Annotated in this window: 20 protein-coding genes and 2 pseudogenes; 4 read left to right on the top strand and 18 right to left on the bottom strand. The window is 39.2% G+C overall.

All coding sequences use genetic code 11. From position 1 onward, the window contains the following. Window positions 1–9: 9 nt before the first annotated feature. The 3 genes from JCM9152_RS16425 to JCM9152_RS16415 are packed head-to-tail and all read right to left on the bottom strand — an operon-like array spanning window position 10 to window position 2104. Window positions 10–546: a DUF58 domain-containing protein gene (locus JCM9152_RS16425; RefSeq protein WP_081728088.1), complete on the bottom strand. Its 537-nt coding sequence runs from the start codon at window positions 544–546 to the stop codon at window positions 10–12. Beyond that, window positions 543–1148, bottom strand: a complete 606-nt coding sequence (locus JCM9152_RS16420) for a DUF58 domain-containing protein (RefSeq protein WP_035346347.1) — start codon at window positions 1146–1148, stop codon at window positions 543–545. Before JCM9152_RS16420 ends, JCM9152_RS16425 begins: the two co-directional genes overlap by 4 nt. Further along, window positions 1148–2104 carry an AAA family ATPase gene (locus JCM9152_RS16415; RefSeq protein WP_035346345.1) on the bottom strand — a complete coding sequence of 319 codons (957 nt, stop codon included), beginning with the start codon at window positions 2102–2104 and terminating at the stop codon, window positions 1148–1150. Before JCM9152_RS16415 ends, JCM9152_RS16420 begins: the two co-directional genes overlap by 1 nt. Before the next feature lie 150 nt (window positions 2105–2254). On the opposite strand from JCM9152_RS16415, the pseudogene JCM9152_RS16410 reads away from it, so the two are divergent. After that, window positions 2255–3432 (top strand): annotated as a pseudogene (locus JCM9152_RS16410) (DHH family phosphoesterase). Between the two features lie 48 nt (window positions 3433–3480). Here JCM9152_RS16410 and JCM9152_RS16405 read toward each other — a convergent pair. The 3 genes and pseudogenes from JCM9152_RS16405 to JCM9152_RS16395 form a co-directional block, all read right to left on the bottom strand. Then, a pseudogene (locus JCM9152_RS16405) lies at window positions 3481–4313 on the bottom strand (1,4-dihydroxy-6-naphtoate synthase). Between the two features lies 1 nt (window position 4314). Next, window positions 4315–4962: a futalosine hydrolase gene (locus JCM9152_RS16400; RefSeq protein ID WP_035346343.1), complete on the bottom strand. Its 648-nt coding sequence runs from the start codon at window positions 4960–4962 to the stop codon at window positions 4315–4317. A gap of 29 nt (window positions 4963–4991) precedes the next feature. After that, on the bottom strand, window positions 4992–6719 hold the full coding sequence (locus JCM9152_RS16395; protein ID WP_035346341.1) for an ABC transporter ATP-binding protein: 1728 nt from the start codon (window positions 6717–6719) through the stop codon (window positions 4992–4994). Window positions 6720–6949: 230 nt separating this feature from the next. Between JCM9152_RS16395 and JCM9152_RS22705 the strand changes: the two genes are divergently transcribed. Next, complete coding sequence (locus tag JCM9152_RS22705; protein ID WP_156315003.1) at window positions 6950–7126, top strand: hypothetical protein; 177 nt, start codon at window positions 6950–6952, stop codon at window positions 7124–7126. Between the two features lie 535 nt (window positions 7127–7661). Here JCM9152_RS22705 and JCM9152_RS16390 read toward each other — a convergent pair. From JCM9152_RS16390 to JCM9152_RS16335, 12 genes are all read right to left on the bottom strand, one after another. Next, window positions 7662–8174, bottom strand: a complete 513-nt coding sequence (locus tag JCM9152_RS16390; protein ID WP_035346339.1) for a MogA/MoaB family molybdenum cofactor biosynthesis protein — start codon at window positions 8172–8174, stop codon at window positions 7662–7664. Window positions 8175–8206: 32 nt separating this feature from the next. Then, window positions 8207–8467 (bottom strand): metal-sensitive transcriptional regulator, encoded by a 261-nt coding sequence (locus tag JCM9152_RS16385; protein WP_035346337.1) that lies wholly within the window; start codon window positions 8465–8467, stop codon window positions 8207–8209. A 289-nt stretch (window positions 8468–8756) separates the two neighbouring features. After that, the gene (locus JCM9152_RS16380; RefSeq protein ID WP_035346335.1) at window positions 8757–8957 is read right to left on the bottom strand and encodes a hypothetical protein; all 201 of its coding nucleotides are present in this window, start codon (window positions 8955–8957) and stop codon (window positions 8757–8759) included. Window positions 8958–8975: 18 nt separating this feature from the next. Further along, complete coding sequence (locus tag JCM9152_RS16375; protein WP_035346333.1) at window positions 8976–10397, bottom strand: lanthionine synthetase LanC family protein; 1422 nt, start codon at window positions 10395–10397, stop codon at window positions 8976–8978. Window positions 10398–10607: 210 nt separating this feature from the next. Continuing rightward, a complete protein-coding gene (locus tag JCM9152_RS16370; RefSeq protein ID WP_148296532.1) occupies window positions 10608–10847 on the bottom strand; it encodes a hypothetical protein in 240 nt (79 codons plus the stop codon). 123 nt (window positions 10848–10970) lie between these two features. Continuing rightward, a complete protein-coding gene (locus tag JCM9152_RS16365) occupies window positions 10971–11714 on the bottom strand; it encodes a response regulator transcription factor (RefSeq protein ID WP_035346329.1) in 744 nt (247 codons plus the stop codon). A 202-nt stretch (window positions 11715–11916) separates the two neighbouring features. Continuing rightward, window positions 11917–13608 (bottom strand): methyl-accepting chemotaxis protein, encoded by a 1692-nt coding sequence (locus JCM9152_RS16360; protein ID WP_035346327.1) that lies wholly within the window; start codon window positions 13606–13608, stop codon window positions 11917–11919. Between the two features lie 399 nt (window positions 13609–14007). Continuing rightward, window positions 14008–15291: a Gfo/Idh/MocA family oxidoreductase gene (locus JCM9152_RS16355; protein ID WP_035346326.1), complete on the bottom strand. Its 1284-nt coding sequence runs from the start codon at window positions 15289–15291 to the stop codon at window positions 14008–14010. A gap of 98 nt (window positions 15292–15389) precedes the next feature. Beyond that, window positions 15390–16916, bottom strand: coding sequence for a tagaturonate reductase (locus JCM9152_RS16350; RefSeq protein ID WP_035346324.1), 1527 nt, complete (start codon window positions 16914–16916; stop codon window positions 15390–15392). 18 nt (window positions 16917–16934) lie between these two features. Then, complete coding sequence (locus JCM9152_RS16345) at window positions 16935–18434, bottom strand: UxaA family hydrolase (RefSeq protein WP_035346322.1); 1500 nt, start codon at window positions 18432–18434, stop codon at window positions 16935–16937. 21 nt (window positions 18435–18455) lie between these two features. After that, entirely contained in the window at window positions 18456–19868 is a 1413-nt protein-coding gene (uxaC, locus tag JCM9152_RS16340; RefSeq protein WP_035346319.1) for a glucuronate isomerase, read from the bottom strand. Window positions 19869–20185: 317 nt separating this feature from the next. Then, window positions 20186–21808 (bottom strand): Na/Pi cotransporter family protein, encoded by a 1623-nt coding sequence (locus JCM9152_RS16335; protein ID WP_035346317.1) that lies wholly within the window; start codon window positions 21806–21808, stop codon window positions 20186–20188. A gap of 400 nt (window positions 21809–22208) precedes the next feature. On the opposite strand from JCM9152_RS16335, the gene JCM9152_RS23445 reads away from it, so the two are divergent. Further along, the gene (locus JCM9152_RS23445) at window positions 22209–23195 is read left to right on the top strand and encodes a PDC sensor domain-containing protein (RefSeq protein WP_235715739.1); all 987 of its coding nucleotides are present in this window, start codon (window positions 22209–22211) and stop codon (window positions 23193–23195) included. Then, on the top strand, window positions 23192–24208 hold the full coding sequence (locus JCM9152_RS23440) for a methyl-accepting chemotaxis protein (protein ID WP_235715738.1): 1017 nt from the start codon (window positions 23192–23194) through the stop codon (window positions 24206–24208). The genes JCM9152_RS23445 and JCM9152_RS23440 overlap by 4 nt, the downstream gene beginning before the upstream one ends. Window positions 24209–25052 lie beyond the last annotated feature (844 nt).

The raw sequence follows: 25052 nt of genomic DNA, 5'->3' as shown, positions 1-25052 counted from the left end.
CTCCTCCTGTTAGCTAATTTCAACCACTTTTACACCTAATGTCTCTAGTTCATTTACTATTCTCTGTTCTGTTCCTGTAAGTGCTACAGTACATATCGTCATCGTTACTCGTTGAGCTTGGAGCGTTCTACATGCCGCTAGCAAAGCTTGATTAAGCTCTGCACAAACATAGTAAATATGCATTCCGCTCCATTTTCGATATACTCCGTCAATAGCTTCAATAGGTTTACGATTTGGCTCAGCATAAGCAAGCGCTTGTAAAGCAGGGATCATTGATTGATGAACCGTTATCGCTTCCCATCTATCCTTCCGAATATAAAAACGAGCATATGAATGTTTTCTAATAAGCGTCGCTAATAGAGACGTCGCTAATTCAATCGATTGTTCAAACATGCGATGACTTGACCTCTCTGAAAAGGAATCATAGACGAGTAAAGCACCTTCACCTTGAAACGATTCAAATTCTTTGGTCATGAGGTTAGAGGACCTTGCTGTTTGCTTCCAATTAATACTGACTAACCGATCCCCCGGAACATACTGCCTCACACCGGCAAGAGATCGATCTTCTTGGAGAGAAGTGCGATTACGTTGGCCTCTCTCTCTCTATGCTTAGCAACTGGAGGTAAGCTACGGAAATAGCGAAAAGATGGATACACAAGAATGTCTGTTTCGCCACCTTGTAACGTTCGTTCTACTTCTAATAAACCGAACAGATCACCTAACTTACACTTCACCTCTCCAAAACGGTACACACCACGCTCCAAATTGCTAATCGTATACGTAAAGGACAATGTCCTTTGAAACGAAAAGAAAAATAACGCTCCAGGTGTATCCTCTTGCTTTAATTGTTCAGGAAGTTCATCGAATATTCTTACGAAAAAGAAGGGCTGAAATGGGTATTTTTCAACTTTGACTGTCACATCAACAGCCCCTCCCGCCTCCACCGCTTCATTAGAGATGACTCGCCGTATTTGCTTCACTTTAAAAGGAAACAGAGTGACGACAATCATTAAAACAATAATTGTTATAACACTATAGAATAAATACCAACTCACAAAGCCACCTTGAAACATCGCATAGGCAAATAGTGCACCAATGATGATAGAAAGAAAAACATACTTAAATGCCGCTTTCATCCAACGAGTCATTATTGTGGAACCTTTCGTTTTATCACCGGAACAGGCACTTGCTCAAGCACTTGGTGTATGACTTGTTCCTCTAATTTGTTCGTCATTTTGCTTTCATCTGTTAAAATCAACCTATGAGCTAAAACAAATGGAGCTAAATACTGAATATCATCTGGAATAACAAATTCACGACCTTCTATAAATGCAAATGCTTGTGCGGCCTTCATAAGCGCAATTGTCCCACGAGGACTCACCCCAAGTTCAACGAGTCGATTTTTCCTCGTTGCTTGTACAAGCTCGACAATATACTCTTTCACATCGTCACTCACAAACACATTGTGCACATCCTCTTGAATCGCTAACACCTCTTGTGTAGTCATGACCGATTCTAATTGATCAAGGGGGTGCTCATATTGAACACGTGTCAGAACCTCAAATTCCTCTAGCTCATCGGGATACCCTAGCTTCAATTTGAGTAAAAAGCGATCCAACTGTGCTTCTGGCAAAGGAAACGTTCCAGCATACTCAACTGGATTTTGAGTGGCCATAACAAAAAAAGGCTTGTCCAATTTAATTGTTTCCCCGTCAACGGTTACACTGCCTTCTTCAAGAGATTCTAACAAAGCGGCCTGAGTCTTTGGTGATGTACGATTTATTTCATCCGCTAACACGATATGAGACATAACTGGACCTCGGCGGAATTCGAATTGCTGTGTATGTTGATTATAGATTGAAACTCCTGTCACATCCGATGGCAAGAGATCAGGAGTAAATTGAATTCGTTTAAACTCAGCCCCTAAAGATTTCGCAATCGCTTTGACCATCATCGTTTTCCCTACACCCGGCACATCTTCAAGCAAAACATGCCCCCCGGCAAACATGGCCACCAAGCTAAGTTTAATTTCATCTCTTTTCCCAACAACGACTCGCTCAATATTTTCAATTACTTCATTTATTCGCTTTGTTGCCGTATCCATTTATTTCCTCCAATCTACTTCAACCAGTCTATTTCCATCATACCATTTTATCGACTGCTATAACGTTACATTTGCTTTACCATTTTTTAAATAATACCTTTATATTTATACCATTTGCTTCATACTAGAGACATAAGGAGGAATGAAAACATGCACTATTTATATTCTCATAATGACCTTGATGGTGTTAGCTGTGGGATATTAGCCCGACTAGCCTTTGGTTCAAACGTAGAAATTCAATATGTATCTATCCAACGATTGGATCAAAAAATCCAACAGCACCTTGAAACAGCAAAAACAACTGATCCATTATGGGTTACTGATTTATCTATGAATAGCGAAAATGAAGAACGCATCCATACATTTATAGAATTAGGAGGAAGTGCCCAACTGATCGATCATCACAAAACAGCCTTACACCTCAACGATCATTCGTGGGCGCACGTTAAGATAGCTCACGAAGAAGATAAGCTTGCATCTGCTACATCCTTACTTTACGATTTCTTAATAAAATCGGATTACTTACAGCGGTCTCAAGCTCTCGATGAGTTTGTCGAACTAGTACGTCAATGGGACACTTGGAATGGGATCGCAACGAAAACTTCCGTTCAAAACGGTTGAATGATTTATTTTTTCTATTGCCAATCGATGATTTTGAAAAAAGGATGGTACAACGACTACATACATCTAACAGCTTTCAATTTGATGATTTCGAAGACAAAATTCTCGATATCGAAGAGGATAAGATCACTCGCTATATTAAGCGCAAGCGCCGTGAACTAGTACAAATGATGCTCGGAGAAAAATGTGTCGGTATCGTCCATGCAGAAGCATACCATTCCGAGCTAGGAAATAAGCTAGGAAAGGAGTGTCCACACCTAGATTACATTGCCATTTTAAATGTCGGGCAACGTAAAATGAGTTTTCGCACGATTCATGACCACATAGACGTATCAACGGTAGCTGAACAATATGAAGGGGGCGGTCATACAAAAGCGGCGGGTGCAACATTAACCGACTCAGCTTTTGAGGCCTTTGTTAAAGATGCCTTTTCACGAAATCCTCTACATGTTGATCCTATTCATAATAAACATAATGTAAAAGGATCAGAAAATGGGACACTCTATCGTTCAGAGGATGGCTCTCTCTATTACCTCTATCCTTATCATGAAAATTGGATGTTAGAACATAACCATACACCATACAAAACATTTGGAACTTTTTCAGAAGGCGAGTCCTATATCAAACGCCGTTATCAAGCTTGGCTCGTACGAGATGAATCCTATATTACCTTTCTAGCGCAAAGTGCATTAAGTTCAAGGAGATAAGTTAAAAGGATTCCAAAAGGTTTGTTTGCCCCTTGGGAATCCTCTCTTTCATGCATTAAGTAAAGATAAATCAAATTCAGGTACTAATTGCTCCTGCATTGCTCTTCCTAACAGCTCGGCAACCGCACCGTAGCCAGACTCCCCTAAATCGAGCGTATAATCGTTCACATACAATCGAATATGGCTTCAGTCACAGCTTTAGACATCTCCTGAGCATGTGTAGCAACATATTCTGCTGATTGATTAGGGTGCTTAAAAGCTTCTTGGACGGAGGCTCTAATCCAGTTCGTTACCTCCTCTTTATCAAGCGACCGTTTGGCAATAATGGCTCCTAATGGAATGGGATGTCCTGTATCCTTCTCCCACCAATCTCCAAGGTCAACTAGCATGTGCAAATTGTAGTTTTGATAAGTGAATCTTGCTTCATGAATGACTAACCCTGCATCAACCTTACCATCACGCACAGCTGGCATAATCTCATGGAAAGGCATGACGACTACTTGTCCTACCCCCCCATGAACTTGCTGTGCAGCAAATAAACGAAATAGCAAATAAGCCGTTGAGCGTTCACTTGGAACCGCTACTGTAGCTCCTTGTAATTGCTTAGGGTCTGTTGAAGGCTCAGCCGTTAATAACAGCGGTCCACAGCCTCTTCCCAATGCTCCTCCGCAAGGAAGTAGAGCATAATCCTCAAGAACCCAGGGTAAGGCTGCATATGAAATTTTCATTACTTCTGGACCTGTTCTCTCTGCGGCCCAATAATTCGTCTTATCAATATCAGCATACGTCACCTCAAGCTTTGGAGCTCCTACGACTAACCCATGCACCCATGCATGGAAGACAAATGTATCATTCGGACAAGGGGAAAACGCAATGTTCATGTTATAATACCTCCGCTATATATTGAGTTGTCTCCTTTAATGCTTGCAATGCATCGGCAATGCGCCATGCATCACGATCCCGTGGACCGACCACATTGGAAATAGCTCTGACTTCCATAAACGGTATCCCTACTTTGCTCGCCGCTAAACCAACGCCAAACCCTTCCATCGCTTCAGCAGCCGCTTCAGGATATTGTTTCTTTAATTCAATCGTTCGCATTGCTGTACCTGTTACCGTCGATAATGTTAATATTTCGCCCACTTGCATGCTTATATTTGAATGACTCCCAAAACGAGTTAATTTATCAACATACGTTTGGTCTGGTACTAGTGTTGATTGACCAAAACCTAGTGATTCTACCTTTTGAAAGCCTTCATCCGTTTGCACTCCTAAGTCTGCAAGAATTTGTCTCGAAGCAATGACAATAGACCCGACTGAGGACCGTTCTTCAAAGCCACCGGCAATTCCCATATTCAGTACATATTGATAGGAACCTTTTGACAGTTCTAACGCAGTTGCAACCGCTGCTTCAACTGGACCAACTCCTGCCAGCTTCACATGAAATCGTTCATTTCTTCCTAAGCCTGCTTCAATTGCCTGTTTCTCTGCTTCTACTGAAGTCATAATGAGTACGTCGCTTTCCTTCATCTTCTTAACTCCTTTAATCTAGAATGAAGCTAAACTTGAACACGCTCTTGTCCAAATTGCGCTTCATATAACCGACTATAGCTCCCACCTTGTTGTAATAGCTCCTCATGGCTTCCTTGTTCTACTATACCATCCTGAGTGACAACAACAATGCGATTCGCATTTTTAATTGTTGCTAATCGATGAGCAATCACTAATGTCGTTCGCCCTTCAGATAACCGTGTTAATGCCTTTTGGATCGCAATTTCTGTTTCCGTATCAAGGGCAGAGGTCGCTTCATCTAAAATTAAAATAGGCGGGTTCTTTAAGAACATGCGAGCAATCGAAAGTCGTTGCTTCTGACCACCTGAAAGCTTCACTCCTCTTTCGCCAATGACTGTATCTAAGCCATCAGGCTGAGCGTCGATAAATGATTCTAGCTGCGCTTGTCTCGCCGCTTCCATAATTTCTTCTTCCGTTGCATCGAGGTTACCGTACATAATATTTTCCCGAATGGTTCCAGAGAATAAGAACACATCCTGTTGGACGATACCAATTTGACTTCGCAATGAATCCAACTTCATTTCACGAATAGGAACGTTATCAATCATGATCTCTCCATCCGTCACTTCATAAAACCTTGGCAGTAAGCTACACAACGTCGTTTTCCCAGCGCCAGAAGGCCCAACGAATGCGACGGTTTCTCCTTTTTGAATGGTTAGATCAATACCATCTAATACGGGAGTCAACCCTTCATAGCCAAACGTCACCTTGTTAAATGAAATATCACCTTGCAAAATCACATCCTTGGCATTTGGTTCATCTTCAATGTCAGGCTCCGTATCCAAAATTTCTGTGTATCGTTTAAACCCAGCAATCCCTTTAGGATAGCTCTCAATGACCGCATTAATTTTCTGAATCGGCCCTAATAAAATGTTTGCTAACAATATAAAAGCGACAAATTCTCCATTCGTTAACTCTCCACGAATAACAAAGAACGATCCAAATAATAACGTAAATAGCGTAATAATACGCATGAACATATAGTTTGCTGTTACATTTTGCGCCATAATTTTATAAGATTGCAGCTTCGTCTTACGATAACGATGATTATTAACAGCAAATTGCTTTTGTTCATGCTTCTCATTCGCGAATGCTTGAACGACACGGATCCCACCAATACTATCTTCTACTCGTGCATTAATCTCACCCACGTCATTAAACATCTTTCGAAACGTCCTAGTCATCTTTTTATTAAAATAAATCGCACAATACGTTAAAAGTGGGATCACTAAAAACGAAATAACAGCAAGCTTCCAATTGATCGTGACCATTAATATAAACGACCCAACTAACGTCATAACAGCAACGAAAACATCCTCCGGACCATGGTGAGCGACCTCACCAATTTCCTCTAAATCCTTTGTTAGCCTCGAAATGGAATGACCCGTTTTATTTCGGTCATAATAGCTAAAAGAAAGCTTTTGCATATGCTTAAATAATTTCCTCCGCATATCTGTCTCAATATTTATTCCAAGCATATGTCCCCAATATGTAACAATATAATGCATACCTGTATTCAGAGCATAGATCAACAACAGACCAAAGCAAGCCCAAAAAATGACTGACCAATCACCCGATGGCAATAATCGATCAATCACTAGGTTTACCGCAAGAGGAAACGCAAGCTCTAGTAATCCAACAAATACAGCACACGAAAAATCTAATATAAATAAGCCTTTATAAGGCTGATAATAGGAGAAAAACCGTTTAATCATTTCCCCACTCCTCACATATTTTCTATCTCTACATGACTACAAATGATAATGAATATCAATTATAACGGACTATGCAACAACGTTCAATATAAAACGATACATTCTCTTTTCAATGTGAAGGTTATTTCGCTTAAAGGTGGAGAAACTAACGAGAAAAGAGGTGAAAGGCCAGGCACTGAAAAAGATGATTTGTACTTTTTAGTACCCTTAATGAAAGGAGTTTTTTCTATATGAATAAAATGCCTGTAGGTAGTGTTTTGTTTTTTATCGCTTCTCTTCTATGGCTATTCCTTGCTTTTACCGGAATCGGTAATTGGTCTACACGCGTGTATATATTTTTATTCATCATCTTCATGATCATCGGTTTAATCAATTGGCGAATGACAGATCGAGCTAATTCTGATTAAGAAAACCACGAAGCAGAAGGGCACTGAAAAAATTTGGTTTATACCTTTTTTGGTGCCCTCGTAACTAGCGGTTCCTCATTCCTCTATTTGCTTCTTTTTACCGATTTCAGCCTTTATACGGTCTTTCATGCCGCTATTTCTCTATTTTCAGTGTGTCCCGAACACTTTTTAGCCAAATAGTGGAACCTCCATTTCACATTAGGCTCTCTTGTAACGATTTTGAACCTTTAACGGCATGAGGATCCTCTTATAATAGCGAACCAATCATAGTGGTGAACAAAGCATATAAAACGAGAGCACTGAAAAAGTTCTTTCTAGTAACTCAAAGAAGAGTAATGGCTCCGCTCGTCGCGCGCCTTGCTATGAGAAACCCACTCATAGCAAGGCTTTCAAAATTCGGGCAACGGCTACGCACATTACTTAAAGGCCACTGAAAAAGTGAAAATCACACTTTTTCAGCGGCCTCTATAAAACAAGGATGTTCCAATAAGGTCTACTCCTTTCTTTGGGACATCCTTAAACAAGAATATTCTCGTCACATATCCTTACGTATTTCTCTCATAACATGACCTAGCTCCGAAATAATTAATTTATCCATTGCCAACTTTACCGCACCACTAGAACCAGGCATAGCAAAGATAGCCGTATGATGACTCACTCCCGCAATGGCTCGACTTAACATCGCAGCAGGCCCGATATCCTCTGTGTAACTTAACATTCTAAATAATTCACCAAATCCAACGATTTCTTTTGTTATGAGTGCCTTAACCGTTTCAATGGTTACATCACGATCCGCAATTCCTGTACCTCCATTTAATAAAACCGCATCAATATGATCAGCTTGAATGCCCTCTATTATAGCGTCATGTATCTCCCTTTGCTCATCTTTAACGATTTCATAATCAGCAATTATATGCCCGTGATTTAATAATGATTCCTTTATATATGTACCACTTTTGTCTGTATCAACAGTTCTCGTATCACTAACCGTAATGACTTTACAATTAACGGTTTTAGGTGCTTCCTTCTTATGCTCAGTCACACTCATTTATCGCTCACTCCTATTTGAAATAATTGAAATTATCTACTTTTGACTAGTAAATTAACCGCTTCCTGAACCAACACTTCTGTATCTTCCCCTTTTTCAACTTGCTCTCGTACACAAGATTCGAGATTTGTACTTACAACGACACCTATTGTTCGATCTAAAGCATTTCGGGCCGCTGTCATTTGAACAACAAGATCTTTGCAATCCTTTCCTTCTTCCATCATTCTTAATATTGCCTTAACTTGCCCCTCTACACGCTTCACTCTATTTTTCATCTGATCTGTATATTCCATATCGCCACCCCTTTCACTTTTATTCTTACTATTCACAATATACATCGCACTTTGTTTGGTCAACTAGTAGCCGCTAGGTTGAATAAGAAAAACCACGGTAGCGGCCTCTTTCTTATTAACATTGCCCGGAGCCGTTACAACGGGGTTTCGTTTTTATGAAAGTGGGGTTCATTCATAAAAATGTGAAACGACCGAAGCCAACACTCTTCATTGAATTATCCCGCTAACTTCTTCGGCTTCCTACCTCAAATTGTATACTTTCTAATTCTATGGAAAGCTTTTAGAGCCTCTAAATTCGTTTTATGTGTTCACGCCGATAACATACACCACAAATATTTAACCCTTGTACAGCGATTCGAGAATTACAATGTGAACATACTTGAATCGCGTGTTGCTCGTCCCCTCCGAAAATTAAGTGAAATTCATCATGTTTCACATAATGAAACAAATGACCTTCACTTATATCATATTTGTTATCCTTTTTAGCCACCCTCTCCCCCTCTACTTTCTATGTTAAAATACTTCGAATCTTTTTTGCGTTTATACAACGTAACATCACGTAGCCAATTCCTGATAGCCCTTGAAATAGAGAGGGATAAAAGCTTCGTCCACCTTCCAGACTATTTAGTACATAATGACCTCGTACTCGCTTCTGTTCTATGACCCACTTTTGCTTCTGCCTTGCAGTATGAAATAAATGATCATTATTCATCACAACTGACGCCTCTAATAAAAAGTCCAATCGCCCTGCATTTCCATAACAGAGATGGTCAACACCTTGCACGGAAGACCATTCCGTAAATGCTAGAGCTCTTTTCAAATCCCGTTGGAAGCTTATATCAGCTTTTTGAAACATCGTAAGTCGAGCTAAACCAATTCCAGGGGCACCACTACACCAACCTGCCATAAATGGTTGCTCCAGCGTATCAAAATGACTCCTGTCTTTAAAGTCAAGCCAACTACTTTCTTCCCCCTCGCTCGTCAAACCTTCATATTGTAACGCCTCTTCAGCAGCTTTTTTATAAGGAAGATGTCCTGTGATCCTATACCATTTATACAAGGCATGTGCCATCCCTGAAATACCATGACCAAACCCTGTTAATAGCTGATTTCTACTATTAGATAACCAGACTTTAACACCTAACTCACTTTCAACTCGACACTTCATTAGATGCTCTGCTAAAACATTGCCTAATGAGATCATATTCTTATCTTGCGTTTGAGCGTATAAATCAGATACAACGGACAATAATCCAGCTGTTCCCTCTAAAATATCTAAAAGCAGATCAGACTGAATGTTCAATACAGTTACTTGATAAAGGAGAGACAACGCATTTTCTTTATAACTCTTTTCATCGACATACTCTCCAACGAAAAAAAGAGCTTGAACAATCCCTGCTATTCCATATGCTTTACCTAATGAAATCGTTTCTTGATCCGTTCCTACTCCAGATTGAATGTCCTCCAGTAATGGGGATAACACTCTCTTAACCGCTTCCTTCACTAACTCATCACGATTAATCGCATATAATGCAGCAAAGAACAGAGCAATACCGGTACGTCCCTCAAATAAATCCCATCCAGTAGACCGTATTATTTTATCGTTCGAATCTCCCCGCTGCTTGAAAACCCATGTCATTTCGTCGTCACCATTTCCCATTCTACTGTGCCATATTTCCTTAAAAATCGATTCAGCTTCCTCTAAAAAAAGCTGCTCCAAATCTCCACTATTCCATAGATTTGCACGTTCATCTAAGTGCAAATCAAGTGCTTCCATCGGCTTATGAGAAGCCTTTTTTTCTTCACGATCAATCCATCTATTGTATAAAAAAGTTGAATCTTCTATAGTCCGCTTAAAAAGTGTTTCATTCAACAACTCACAATAACTCGCTTTCAGTACTAACTGACATTTTTCTAATGAAGCAAGCACGTCACCCACTCCCCCTACTTTCCTCTTTACCTTCATCTAAACCTTATCATTCTAGGTTTAAATCCAATTAAATGAAAATTAAAGTTCCATTAAAATGGTATTTTAATTTTAGTTGGTCAATTGTACAAAGTAATGGGGGAAAACTTCTCCAAATAAAAAAGCCCCTCGAGCCTTAAAATCGCTCTTTTGAGACTTAATAACGTTCATTCCTTATTTACAATTTATATACTGTTGATGCCAATTATTAAAAGCAACCTCTATCTCACCCTCAATAATACGCATAACCTCACCTTTATCCAATGAGTACCCATACTCATTGTTTGCCAACGTCACAAGTCCTTCTACAAACACCTCCTTCCCTTGTTCTAGTAAAGCTTGAACGTTCTGCTTCAACCGAATATCATGACGTACAACCTCTAGGAAATCAACTAGCTGTTCCATTGAATTCACGATCAATCACGTCCCTTTCTAGAAATCCCCCAAAGCATAAGCACGACTGCTATGCTTATTTATAGTATAAAAACCTCACTTAAAAAAAACTTAAAATTGAGATTATATTATAATAAAGAACCTTTAAGTTTCATTCGGAATTCTACTTTCTCTTAGCTCAAGCTTATATCCTAATCCTCTAATGTTCTGAATCATTCGATACGCCCCTTGTTTCTCAAGCTTCTTTCTAAGCGTACTAATATGAACCGCTACTGTACGAAAATCATCTAAACCATCACAACCCCAAATAAGACGATAGATTTCCTCTGGCTCAAATACTCTTCCCGGATGTTTAGCGAACAGAACAAGAATCTTAAATTCCTTCGAAGATAATTCAACAAATTGCCCTTCTAACATCACCTCACAACGCTGTTCATCAATAGTCATTGAATGATAGGATATCACCTTATTTTCAGGTCTATACGAATTTGGTATTTTTTCTTTCATCACATCTAACATCGTTCTCCTAATATGTGCCTTTATGCGGGCAATGAGCTCCCCTGTTCCAAACGGTTTTGAAATATAATCATCAGCTCCAACAGTTAGTCCTACAATTTTATCGGTTTCTTCACTTTTTACACTTAAAAAAAGAATAGGAATATCTAACGTTTTCCTGAGCTGCTGACAAATAAAGAGCCCGTCTATATCAGGTAAGGCTGCCTCCATTAAAATAAGATCCGGTTGATATTTGGTAACCTCGGATATCGCTTGTTTCCCAGAATAACAACTCCTAATTTGATAACCACTTTGCTCTAGCGAAGCCTTTACAATTTGATGAACGTGTACTTCATGGTCAATAATGAGGATAGTTGGTTGCTCATTTAGCATTGCACCCACCCCTTTCTCAAGCATTCTTCTAACATTCATCATAATAAAAATAAACCGTACTTTTATATGATTATGAAAGATTGTGACTTTTCACTCGAAAGTGATGACTATTTTTTATAAAAATATGACTTTTTTAAATCGGTACTATAGCCTAAAAAGAACTCCTCGCTCATCAAAATATGATGAGTAAGGAGTTTTCTTTTTACCTTTTAAAAGCCTGTACTGCTCGTTCAAGCTCTAATGCCATACTAGATAAAGAATCTGATGTTGCAGTCACTTCAGTCATTGCCTGATGCTGCTGCTGAGTAGAAGCTGCTACTTGGTCTGCAAAGTGGGCATTCTCTTCAATTGTTTTCGTTGTATCTCTCATACGTAGATGCAGTCGGACGATTGATTCATCAATCGTCGTCACCGCAGACGTCGTTTCCCGAACCTTTATTGAAACATCTTCAACCGCCTCAGTGATTGATGTGAAAATGGACGAAGCATCATCCATTAATCCCAAACCGTGATGAACCGATTGATGACTAGAGCTTATAACCGTAACAAACTCTGTAATATCTGTTTGTATATCACCAACATATGTAGCAATTTTCTTTGCTGCATTTCCTGACTGCTCAGCCAACTGACGAACTTCACTTGCTACAACGGCAAAGCCCTTACCATTCTCCCCAGCACGTGCTGCTTCAATGGATGCGTTAATCGCTAGCAAGTTCGTCCGTTCGGAAATAGATGTAATCATACTCAAGATCGACGTGATCTCCTTAGACTTCTTATCTAATTCTTCAATCATTGTAACCGAACTAGTCGTTCTTTCATATATGTCGGTCATTTGTTGTTTAGCAGCTTGTATCTTATAAATTCCATTCGTTGTTAAGGACTTAGATTGCTCCGTTCTTTCATCAACGATCATCATGTAATCCTTCACTTCTCTTGCTATATACGACAACTCTTGAATGTGACTCTCATCTTTTTGCGAGGTTCGTAGTACCTCTTCTGTTCCCGCAAGTATTTCTTTCATCGAATGAGAGATCATTCCAGACGCTTGTAGTGATTCGGAAGCATGATTGCTTAATATACTTGAAGAATTCTTTACTTCATGCGACGACTCAGCAATGTGCTGAACAAGTCGTTTCAACTGCTCTAGCATGTCATTAATCGATAGGCTCAATCGTCCTATTTCATCGGTCGAATGGGCAGGAAGCTTATGAATAGCTAAATTTCCCTGACTTAATTCATCGGTGATGTTTACAACGGCATGTAAACGTCTATTCAGCCTTCTACTATAAATATAGATGAAACCTACTCCAACAACAGTTGCGATAATAAATGTGACAACAAACAATTGAAGAGACTGTTGAATCGTCTCCATGCTCCTTGTCCTATTTGTCTCTGTCGCTGCTAATACTTCTTCAGAGAAATTCAAAATGGTTTGATCTATATCTTGAATATGTAGAAAAAGTGTTGACATATGGCTCATCGTACTACCGGTACCCTCATAAATTTGATCGACAATCTCGTTAAATTCATTATTTTTTTCTAAAATCAAATGTTGAATATCAGATTGACTACTAGCTTCTAATCCAATAAACAACTCACTTAGCTCTCCTTCTGCTTGTTCTAGCGCCGGCTCAACGTAACCACCACGTTCAACAAATTCATTTACTAATATATATTTCTCCTTCATAAGCGAATTAATAGAAGAGAGGAGAATAGCATCTTCTGTACTATTAGCCATCTCTTTTATTTGTTCTTCTACGTCTAACACTTGAACAATTTGAAGGATAAACGTCAAACTAAATAATAAAAGAATCGTGATAAAAATAGTTAACAACTTTTGGCGAATCGATACTGACGAAGCTTGCCTATTCAACTTATGAAATATTCGTTTCATTCGTTTGAACCCCCAACCCACTATATAGTCTATTAGTCTTATTCTCTATATAGATTAATAGACCTACACCTTCCACATCCATTAATTTCATGATAAGAATTGTTAATTTTTTGTAAACAAACTTTTTTATCATACTTATTGAATAAAATAATGTTAGTATAAAATTGTTCTGATCTTAAACAAGATACCTTTGAGAGTCATCCACCTTAGTCTCGTTTCCATTCATAAGATAGAGAAATGCCTATAAGTCGCCTCATATTTGCTTACTTTAAAGAAAATTGAAGACTAATTGATACTGGCTTCTCCACTAGAAAAGCCTATCGACTGTCTCGCAAAAACGAGACAGTCGATAGGCTGGAGACCGCTATTTATATGCTGTCTTCTCACTATCAAAAAAAGCTATAATTTAATTAACTCATCTACCTTAACTGCATGACCTGTTTGCAATGAAATATTGCCAGCAATTCCTGTTAAGATTGATTTCGCTCCATCTATATGGGAGGCTGCTCGTTGGAATTCATCCTCACCTGGCTCGCCAAATATATCTTGAAGCAATACAGGGTCTCCCCCACCATGACCACCTTCACCTTCAACCACTTCTATTTCATAAGGTTGACCAAACATAGGCAGCACAGTAATGGCCTTCTCTTCAATTGCTCCTTCATCCGACTTCTCGCCACCTGAGTTAATGTAAGACTGTTCTCTTACCTTCACTTCAATCCGCCCTTTACTACCATTAAAGGAAATAATAAACCCTTCCCATGGTAAATAAGCATTTAACGAATACGTTAAGATTGCCTTATTTTTGTAACAGACCATAACGCCAAGTGTATCTTCAATGTTAATGCCATCTCCGAATACACTTTGATCACGCTGATAGCCATCCTCGCCCTCAGCATCTAAATACATCGCCTTTAAATGTTCATTGTCTTCTAGCTGGATCGCAAACGGGTCGTCCTTCGCATATTCACTACCGTGAGCACGTTGATAGAAATGCTTCACACCACGAGCTTCAGCATTTTCCTTACCGTAGAAACGTAATCCACCGTTCGCATAAACGGTCTCTGGCTCCGTTCCTAACCAAAAGTTCACAAGGTCAAAATGGTGAGTCGACTTATGGACGAGCAGGCCACCACTGTTTCTCTTATCACGGTGCCACCTACGGAAATAATCTGCTCCGTGCTGCGTATCAAGTGCCCATTCAAAGTTAACTGAATACACATCACCAATCACACCATCACGGATGAGCTCACGAATTTTTGTATTGTGTGGCGCATAACGGTAATTAAACGTTACGCGAACTTCCTTCCCTGTACGATTCACAGCATCAATAATCTCCTGGCATTTCTCTGCATCAACTGTCATCGGCTTTTCCGTTATGACATTACATCCTAATTCTAACGCCTGAATAATATACGTATGATGTGTACGATCTACCGTTGTCACGATGACAAAGTCAGGCTGTTCTTCCTTGATCATCTTTTCATACTCTGTATTCAAGTAAGTTCTTACTTCAGGATGATCATACTTTTCAACTAATAGCTTATTCGCGTAGTTCATTCTCGTTTGGTTCACATCACAAAAAGCAACTAATTCCCCAGTCTCTTTAAAATCCTTTGCTAATGCCCCGTAAAAGAACTCTGCTCTTCCACCCGTTCCAATTAATACGTATTTTTTTCTCATAGCTTCCATCTCCTTATTGTCATCTAACAACGTTGTTATGGTTTCGTTATTTATTTTCCTATTTAATCTTTATTCGACCTCTGCTCTTCTTATCCTTTTCATTCTGCTCTTTTACAAGTGTTTAACAAATGTTCAAGACTGCTACTCATTCCCTCTTCTAGCATTCTTTGAAGGTCATTTGTAACAGCATCCTGCAACCCAGGTAATCGTGATAGATCTTCGCCCCAGACATGCTCAGCTTCTAATAATGAAGAAACAACCGTTGCAAGCTTACCGCCCTTATCATAAAGCTCCCACGCTTGTGTAACTAATGATAGAACGTCATCATTTTCTTTCATTTTATACTCGACACCGTTACTCAATCCTATTAGTCCATCTTCTTCTCTTCGAATTGGTTTATAATAAAGAAACAATGACGCCATCGAAAAAACAATGGATTGAGGTAATTCTTCCTTTTCCTCTACAAAGCGCTTCAATGTAGGTAGTAAGCGCGCTTTAAATTTGTTAACAGCATTTAACCCGATATCTAATAAATGATGGTGATTATAAGGATTGAGAAAGCGTTCCTTTACACTCGCAATAAAGGCTTCCTTCTCTTGCTCATCACCTCTCACTACTTGTTTAATTTCACGAAAAGCCGCTTCAACAAATTGACGTGTTGCTTCCGTTTCCATAACCTCTTGTACCGTCTTTAAACCATATAAGTGACCGACTGAGAACATCATCGTATGCGGACCATTTAACAGCCTCACCTTGATTTCACGATATGGCGTAATATCGCCCCACTTCACATTCAGACGTCCTGCTATTAATGGAAACACACGTTGAACAGCTTCATCACCGTCAATAACAAACAAATGGTACGGTTCTCCAACAGTTAACCCTTTATCCTCATACCCTAACCGCTCACGATATTCCTCTATCGAATCGTGAGGGTATCCTGTCACAATTCGATCAACTAACGTATTACAAAACGTATTCTTATTCTTAATCCACTCTATAAAACTTTCAGGTAATTGCCAATCTCGCGCATATTTTATCGTATATTCCTTGAGCTTTGTTCCGTTTTGCTCAATTAACTCACAAGGTAAAATCGTAAGACCTGGGGCCTCTCTCTCACCTAAGCGTTGATAACGTTCAAATAAGAACATCGTCAGCTTTGTCGGAAACGACTTTGGAATGTCCTCCTTGTTTGGTGGAGCTTCCGCTACATATGTGATTCCAGCTTCCGTCGTATTCGAAACAATGAGCTCAAGCTCTTCTGAACTCGCAAGCTCCAAAGCATACGACCATTGATCATAGGCTAATGAACGTGAAACAGAGGAAATCACTTCACTCGTATCGACCTTCTTCCCATTCTCAATCCCACGAAGAACGACTGTATATAGAAAATCCTGATCCTCTAAGAACGCTTTTGACTGTCCGTGTGGGGAAGGCTGATAGATCACCACTTTCCCATTAAACAAATGCTGCTTATTCAGCTGATGAATTTGCCAATCAACAAAAGCACGAAGAAAATTACCTTTTCCAAACTGAAGAACCTTTTCTGGCAACTGATCAAGCTCAACATATTCAGCATTTTGTGAGCCTTCCGTTTCCAATAGCCGCTTCGTCAATGTCTTCATCTTCCACACTCCTTCCCTCTATAAAATAACACCATCTTTGAAAATAGAAATCTCTTTAAAGCCATACTTTTCATTGTTTGCTTGCACGTCACCTGATGCAAGCGCGACAATATAGTCAAAAAACTCATCCGTTAATTCGTCCTTATCCTTTCCTTCGACTAATTGCCCTGCATTAAAGTCAATCCATCTTCTCTTCTTATTGTAAAGCGCTGTGTTCGTTGATATTTTCACTGTTGGAACAGGTCCACCAAACGGCGTTCCCCGTCCTGTTGTAAAGAGGACAATGTGTGCACCAGATGCAGCTAATGCGGTTACAGAAACTAGGTCATTTCCTGGTCCTTCAAGGAGGGTCAAGCCCGCTTCCTTCATTCTCCCTCCGTAATCAAGCACATCGACAACCGGTGCAAACCCACCTTTTTGAACATTACCGAGTGACTTCTCTTCTAATGTTGTAATCCCACCTTTTTTATTCCCTGGCGAAGGGTTTTCATACACATTTTGATCATGCTTGATAAAGTACTCTTTAAAGCCATTAACCATGTCGACCACTTGACGGAAAACACCTTCATCCTGTGCGCGCTCCATAAGAATTTGCTCTGCACCAAATAGCTCTGGCGTTTCGGTTAAGATCGTTGAGCCTCCATGGGCAATTAACTTATCTGAGAATGCTCCCAATAACGGATTGCCTGTAATTCCTGAGAAGCCATCAGAGCCGCCGCATTTCAAGCCAACCTTCAGCTTCGATATTGGGACAGGCTGACGCTTGAATGTTTTTGCGTAAGCAACAAGCTCTTCCATTGCATCTAATCCTTCTTCAATTTCATCATCAACCTGCTGCACTTCAATAAAATGAACCCGCTTTTCATCATAATCACCTAGCACTTGCTTAAAAAACTCAATGTAATTATTTTCACAGCCTAGCCCCATCACTAAAATCGCCGCTGCATTCGGATGATGAACTAAATTACTTAAGATTTTTTGCGTATTATGCAAATCATCTCCAAGCTGTGAACAGCCAAATAAATGAGGGTAGTGGTAAACACCATCAATATTATCGCCTTTATACATGTCATTTGCCGTCTTAGCTACGGTTTCACACGTTTTATTAATACAGCCAACGGTATTAATCACCCAAATTTCGTTCCGAATGCCGACATCACCATTCGCTCTAACATAGCCTTGGAAGGTTCGATCTGTTTGCAATGGCTGAAAGGAGAGACTCTTCGGCTTATACTCATAGGTTAACGTACCAGATAGATTCGTCCCGACATTATGTGTATGAACCCAATCACCGATTGAAATCCTATTCGTAGCTTGACCAATTGGGTAGCCATATTTTATGATGTTCTCGCCTTTCTCAATCGGTCGAATCGCAATTTTATGCCCTGTTTCAACAGATTCTCTTAATGTGATATCTTGATTTTGGAAAGAGATGCGATCGCCAGTTTCATAGTTTTTCAGAGCAACAATCACATTATCCTCTGTGTGTACTTGCAAATAATCCGCAACAGCCGTCATCTTCGTCCCTCCTCATTCTTATTATCGCTCAAGCTCTACACCAAAGAATTGATTGGCATTACGGAAGCAAATGTCCTCGATCATTTTCCCAAGTAGCGTATAATCCTCAGGAGCTTCACCAAGCTCTACCCACTCACCTATTACATTACATAGAATTCGTCTGAAATACTCATGACGTGTATAGGAAAGAAAGCTTCTTGAATCCGTTAACATCCCAACAAATGTACTAAGTAACCCATGATTCGCTAGATCTGTCATTTGTCTGACCATACCTACCTTTTGATCATTAAACCACCAGCCTGATCCAAATTGGAGCTTCCCTCTCGCATCTGATGATTGGAAGTTCCCTATCGTTGTCGCGATCACCTCATTGTGAATCGGATTTAAATTATAGACGATCGTCTTTGGCAATTGATCGGTCGAATCTAACTTATTAAAAAAGCCATTTAGTGAAGAGGCCATATCAAAATCGTACATCGAATCAAAGCCCTTATCTGGACCTAGCTTATGAAACATTCGTTTATTATTATTACGAATCGCTCCTAAGTGAAGCTGCATCACCCAACCACGTCGATGATATTGCTTTCCTAAGAAGACCATTGTATACGTACGATATTTCTCAATTTCTTTCTCTGTCACATGCTCACCACTCATTCGTTGTTCAAAAATACGATCTGCTTCCTCTTTCGTAACCGATTCGAATGGTAATGTTTGTAGTCCATGATCAGAAACGACACATCCTACTTCAGCAAAGGCATCCATTCGACGCTCTAACGCTTTTAGCACATCATCATAACGCTGAATCGAGATGTCTGCTGATTCTCCTAATTTCTGAATATAGCTTTGGAAGCCATCCTGTTGAATTTCGATCGCTTTGTCAGGACGGAACGTAGGCAATACAGCTGTCTTAATGTCTTGATTAAGCGCAATTTGTTTATGGTATTCCAATGTATCTGTCGGATCATCTGTTGTACAAATCCCACGAACGTTTGACTTTTCAATAATGCTTTGTGTTGTTAATTCAGGCTGTTGTAGCTGCTCATTCGTCGCTTCCCAAATTCGCTTACTCGTTTGCTCATTTAATAGCTCGTCAATTCCGAAGTATCGTTTCAGTTCAAGGTGTGTCCAATGGTACAACGGATTCCCAATCGTATGTGGAACCGTTTTTGACCATTGCTGAAATTTCTCCTCATCAGATGCTGAACCTGTTACATATTGCTCATCAATCCCTAACGTTCTCATCGCTCTCCATTTATAATGATCACCATGTAACCAAATCTCCGAAATCGTCGAAAATTGATGATTATCACTGATTTCTTGTGGACTTAAGTGACAATGAAAATCGAAAATAGGCATACCTGCTGCATATTCATGGTATAGCTTCTTCGCTACCTTATTTTGCAGCATAAAATCATCGTGAATAAACGGTTTCATTTCATATCCTCCTCAAAATAATAACGTTGTTATTTCTCTCACTAATATTTTTTACACATCTTTATGTATTCATCATAATATGAATACAAGAAAATGACAACGGTTTCTTTTTTGATCAATAACGAAATGAAGTAAAATCTAAACTTTACGTAAATTTTGTAAAAAAAGAGTAAATTTCATTGTCCAAGCTACAATGTGCCGATATACTAGCAACGAATACTCATCCCAAAAAGTATTCATTCGACAATGCTGAAAAGCGCTTGGAACCCCATCCAAGCGCTTTTCGAATTATATTTTATTATAAGCGTTTCTTTCACTTATCCTTCTCCAATGACCTCTTCAGCAATATTCACAGCATGATCACCCACTCGCTCTAAATTACTTACAATATCAACATAAATAATCCCCGCAGAGCCTGTACATTGATTTTCATTGACACGTTTAATATGTTTCTTACGAAGGTCGCGCTCCATTTTATCAATCTTCTCTTCCTTTTCTAGAACCGCTCTCGCTTCAGTAAGATCACCAGATTCAAGCGCTCTAATAGATTGTCTCAGCGTTGAAATCGTTAATTCAAACATTTCCTCTAAGCCAGAAACAGCCAAATCAGAAAATTTCACTTTATTCACAATTTGATATTCAATGAGCTCCATCATATTTTCCATATGATCACCAATTCGTTCAAGATCTCGAACCGTATTCATAAGCATATGATGAATGTTCGAATCCGCTCCAGACAATGAATGTGAGGAAACTTGCACAAGATAATCCGTAATCTTCTTATCTAAATTATTTATCGCATCCTCGTATTGTGGAATCAGTTCACCATGCTTCTTCCCTTGTGTCCTAAAATAATGGCTAACTTCCTCTAATCCTTTCTCAGATAACTCAGCCATACGAAGCACTTCTTTCTTTCCTTGCCCTAGTGCGATAGCAGGTGATTGTCTAATAAATTGTTCATCTAAATGAACAGTTTTATACGGAATCGCTGAATCTTCACCCGGAATAAGCTTCATAACGATCCAAGCTAACACCGCAATAAAAGGGAGTTGAATTAGCGCATTAGACACGTTGAATATCCCATGAGCAAACGCAATCGTCATTTCAGGATTTAACCCTAATTGACTTTGTATAAATTCAATCAGCCTTGTAAAAGGAACTAGTAATATTAAGACGATCGTTGCACCAACCAAATTAAATATAACATGGGTTAACGCCGCTCGCTTAGCTGCGATTGATGCCCCAATTGACGCAAGTACAGCTGTAATCGTCGTTCCGATATTATCACCAAACAAAACTGGTAATGCCGCGTCTAGCTCCATTAATCCCTGACCAAAAAGGGTTTGCAATAAACCAATCGCAGCAGAGGAGCTTTGTACAGCTATCGTAAACAACGTCCCAATTAACACACCAAGTAATGGGTTGTTACTCATACTAACGGTTAATTCAGCAAATGCTTGTACGTCTCTTAGCGGCTTTAATCCATCACTCATTAAGTTCAAACCTAAAAATAAAGCACCGAAGCCAAAGATGACTTGTCCATAATTATTTAACTTGCGATTTTTAAAGAAAAAAATGAAAAAGGTTCCGACAGCGACAATCGGCAAAGCATAGGTCGATATTTTGATTCCAATGATAAATGCGGTTACGGTCGTACCGATATTGGCGCCAATAATAACGCCAATTGCTTGCTTCAACGTCATAAAGCCTGCATTAACAAGACCAATTGTTAATACTGTCGTTCCTGTACTCGTTTGTAGCAAAATCGTAACAAATATCCCTGCAAATACACCCATAATCGGGTTTGACGTAAAGCGTTCCAATAAGTCTCTAAGCCCATCGCCAGCAACCTTTTGAAGGCCATCTCCTAAATATTTAATCCCAAATAAGAAGATTCCCAGACCCCCAAAGAACATAAATAATAAGGATTGCACATCCAATACAATCATCCCTTCTTCTATTCATTCGACATTTTTTAACATCTTTATTCCCCTCCATCATCCTAAAGAAAATACATATTTTTGTACATGAACCTTGTGTAAAGTTTTTGTAAAGGTTTTGTAAATATCAACGTGCTTTTTTAAAAGTAGTAAGGTCGGCCTCCATAAGATACACCTAATAAACCTAGCTTTTACGCTTCCTAGTGTACTCAAATCACCCATTGATTCTCATACACTTCGTACTATTCATATTTACTATTCATTTACATATGGCACCTATTATTATTTTAAAATAGAATTTTTTACAAAAAACGGTCTCTGAGGTTAATTTTTACCGGGTATTTGTTACTAAATAAAGGTGGTACAATTATCTTATTAAAGCTTTACATAGGAGGATCGAATGAACTTGTTTTCTAAAATCAAAAAATCAATCAATGTTAAATTTGTCTTAGCTTTTTTATCAATTGGTATTATTCCAATCATGGTTACATCTACACTTATCTATCAATCTAGTCGTGAGGAATTAATTACGAAAGAAGAAATGTTGTTGGGAGTACAAGCCGAAAGTACGGTTCAAGGTATGGAAGAGTGGCTTGTTAAACGACTTGATGAAATTTCAATTATCTCACAATCCAATGCGATTCGTAGTGAGCATTTAGAGGATACACTCCAATTAATGAATACCGTTAAAGCCCAAGACCCTACTTATGAGACTGTCGTCTTTACTGGAGCAGAAGGTATCGTAGAAGCCCATACAACAGAAGAGCATATTGGCGTTCTCGACCTTTCAGATCGTGACTACTTTCAAGAAGGGATGGCTGGCGACCAGAATATGTCTAGCGTACTAACGTCTAACGCTACTGGTAATCGCATCGTTGTTGTCGCTACGCCTGTTAATGATTCTTCTGGCAATAGACTTGGTGTCATGTCTGCTTCTGTTAACTTTGAAGCGTTGATCGAACAGTTTCTATTAAATACATCAAACGCCAACAGCCACACAGTCTTTATCGATGATCAAGATATTATTCAATCCCACCCCAACGAGGATTTAGTTGGCTTACATATAACAGAAGCTAACCTTGAAAGTGACTTAATGACTTTATTTGAATCTAGAAGTGAAGAAAGCGGAACATCGATTGTTCAAGCGAACGGAGAGGAAAGCTTAGTCGCACACGCATCCATACCAACTGCTGGTTACAGCATTTACTTTTTCACTCCGATGAACGTCGTCCTAGCAGGAGCTGAAACGGTTAAATGGACATCGATTATCATCATGATCATCGCATCCGTAATCATTAGTGGCCTAGCTTTAATCATCGCCAGAAATATTAGCCGTCCGATTCGCAAATTACAAGTCATGTTCAAAACGTTGCCAAAGGGGATTTGACGAGTAAACCACTATCCATCAAAAAAGAAGATGAAATTGGGGCTCTTGCTCACCATACGAATCAAATGACTGAACATTTAAAAGCGTTAGTGGAGCAAGTGAACACGAGCACTGATACCGTCGCTGCCTCAGCGGAAGAGCTATCAGCAACCTCCGAGCAGACGTCTCAAACAACTGAGCAAATCGCTGCATCCATTCAAGAAGTAGCAAAAGGCTCGACTCAGCAAGCTACAGGGGTTAAGGAGAGCTTGGTATCATTGGATGAAGTAGCAAGAGGCGTACAAGACATGGCCGAATCGGCTTCATTTGTCTCAGAAACAGCCTCAACTACGATTGAAAAAGCGCAGGAAGGTGGACGTTCTGTTGAACGAAACATCCAACAAATGAACGTCATCCAACAGTCCGTATTAGAAACAGACGACCTTACGAAAAAGCTTGCCGTTAAATCAAAGGATATTAGCAACATTTTAAATGTCATTACAGGTATTGCTGAGCAAACAAATCTGTTAGCATTAAATGCGGCAATTGAAGCAGCAAGAGCGGGAAGTCATGGAAAAGGGTTTGCGGTCGTAGCAGACGAAGTTCGAAAGCTTGCCGAGGATTCGCAACAATCATCGATGCAAATTTCAAACATTATTAACGAAATTCAGCTCGATATCGAACATTCGAATGAGTCGATGAACGCCGTTACAAGTGAAGTAAGCGAAGGATTGACCATTGCCGAAAAAACCAAACAACAGTTTAGCGAAATTATTGAGTTAACCAATCAAGTTGCTGACCAAATTTCAAACATGGCTGCTACATCGGAGGAAATGTCAGCAGGCGCTGAGGAAGTCACAGCAGCCTTTAACGAAATTGCCCAAATTACAGAAGTAAATTCCAATCGCACACAAGAGATCGCCCACTCATCTGAAGCACAGCTCGCTTCAATGGAAGAGGTATCCTCATCCGCACAAGACTTGAGCCATTTGGCAGCAGAGTTAAAGGAAGTTTTAGCAAAGTTTAAAGTGTAATCTGATTAATCGCTATGCAAAAGCTAACGAGGAAAGTATTTCCTTGTTAGCTTTTTTTACGAATACATTTGCCAATTGAATAAATAATTATATTCATAAATCTAATTATCTAAGAACCTCTTTTTCTTCATATATCTGCTAATAGCTCTAGTACTGATTATCTTCGTCCTCTGCTAGCGGTAGTAAGTATTTCCCATTGGATTCGAAATTGAAGCTTTTAAAACGATATTTGCAATAAAGAATGACCAGTTGTTCAGGAAGAACAAAGATCATGGAATAAAAAATAAGTAGCAACATAACTAGAATGAAAATAGATTCATATTGTACAAATCCAGTATTTCTAAATAAATATTGGAGTACAAAGACAAATCCTATACTATACATAATGGCCATGGGTAGATATGATTTAGTTTCAAGTTTACTTCTGAGTCGATCTTTAGACGAACCTTTGCGGTATTGTCCTTTATGGATTAGGATGTAGAAACGCAAGAAAGTGATACAAAACAAGGCAAGACCTATAGATAAAGTTATTATCGTATAACTAAGTAAAAAATGAGTTGGTACGGGAGACACATCTGAGACCTCTTCTCCAAGTAACAAAATCGAAATAATAAAGGAAGATGTGAGACCAACATTTTGAGAAACAAGAATAACAACCAAATATTGAATTTCTTGAAAACGTAAATATATTTTTGATATACAGAAAATAATTGACAAAACCATCAATATAACAGTTATGGTTGTATGTACAAATATAATCTCATCTGAATAAGGGTATACAGAATATACACCTAAATCATGCTCAAAATACAAGAATAATGGTTGGATAAATAGAAACATTATT

Source organism: Halalkalibacter hemicellulosilyticusJCM 9152 (assembly GCF_000513115.1).
Classification (GTDB): domain Bacteria; phylum Bacillota; class Bacilli; order Bacillales; family Bacillaceae_D; genus Halalkalibacter; species Halalkalibacter hemicellulosilyticus.
The sequence above is the reverse complement of the archived record's forward strand: the minus strand, read 5'-3'. Positions and strand labels throughout refer to the sequence as shown.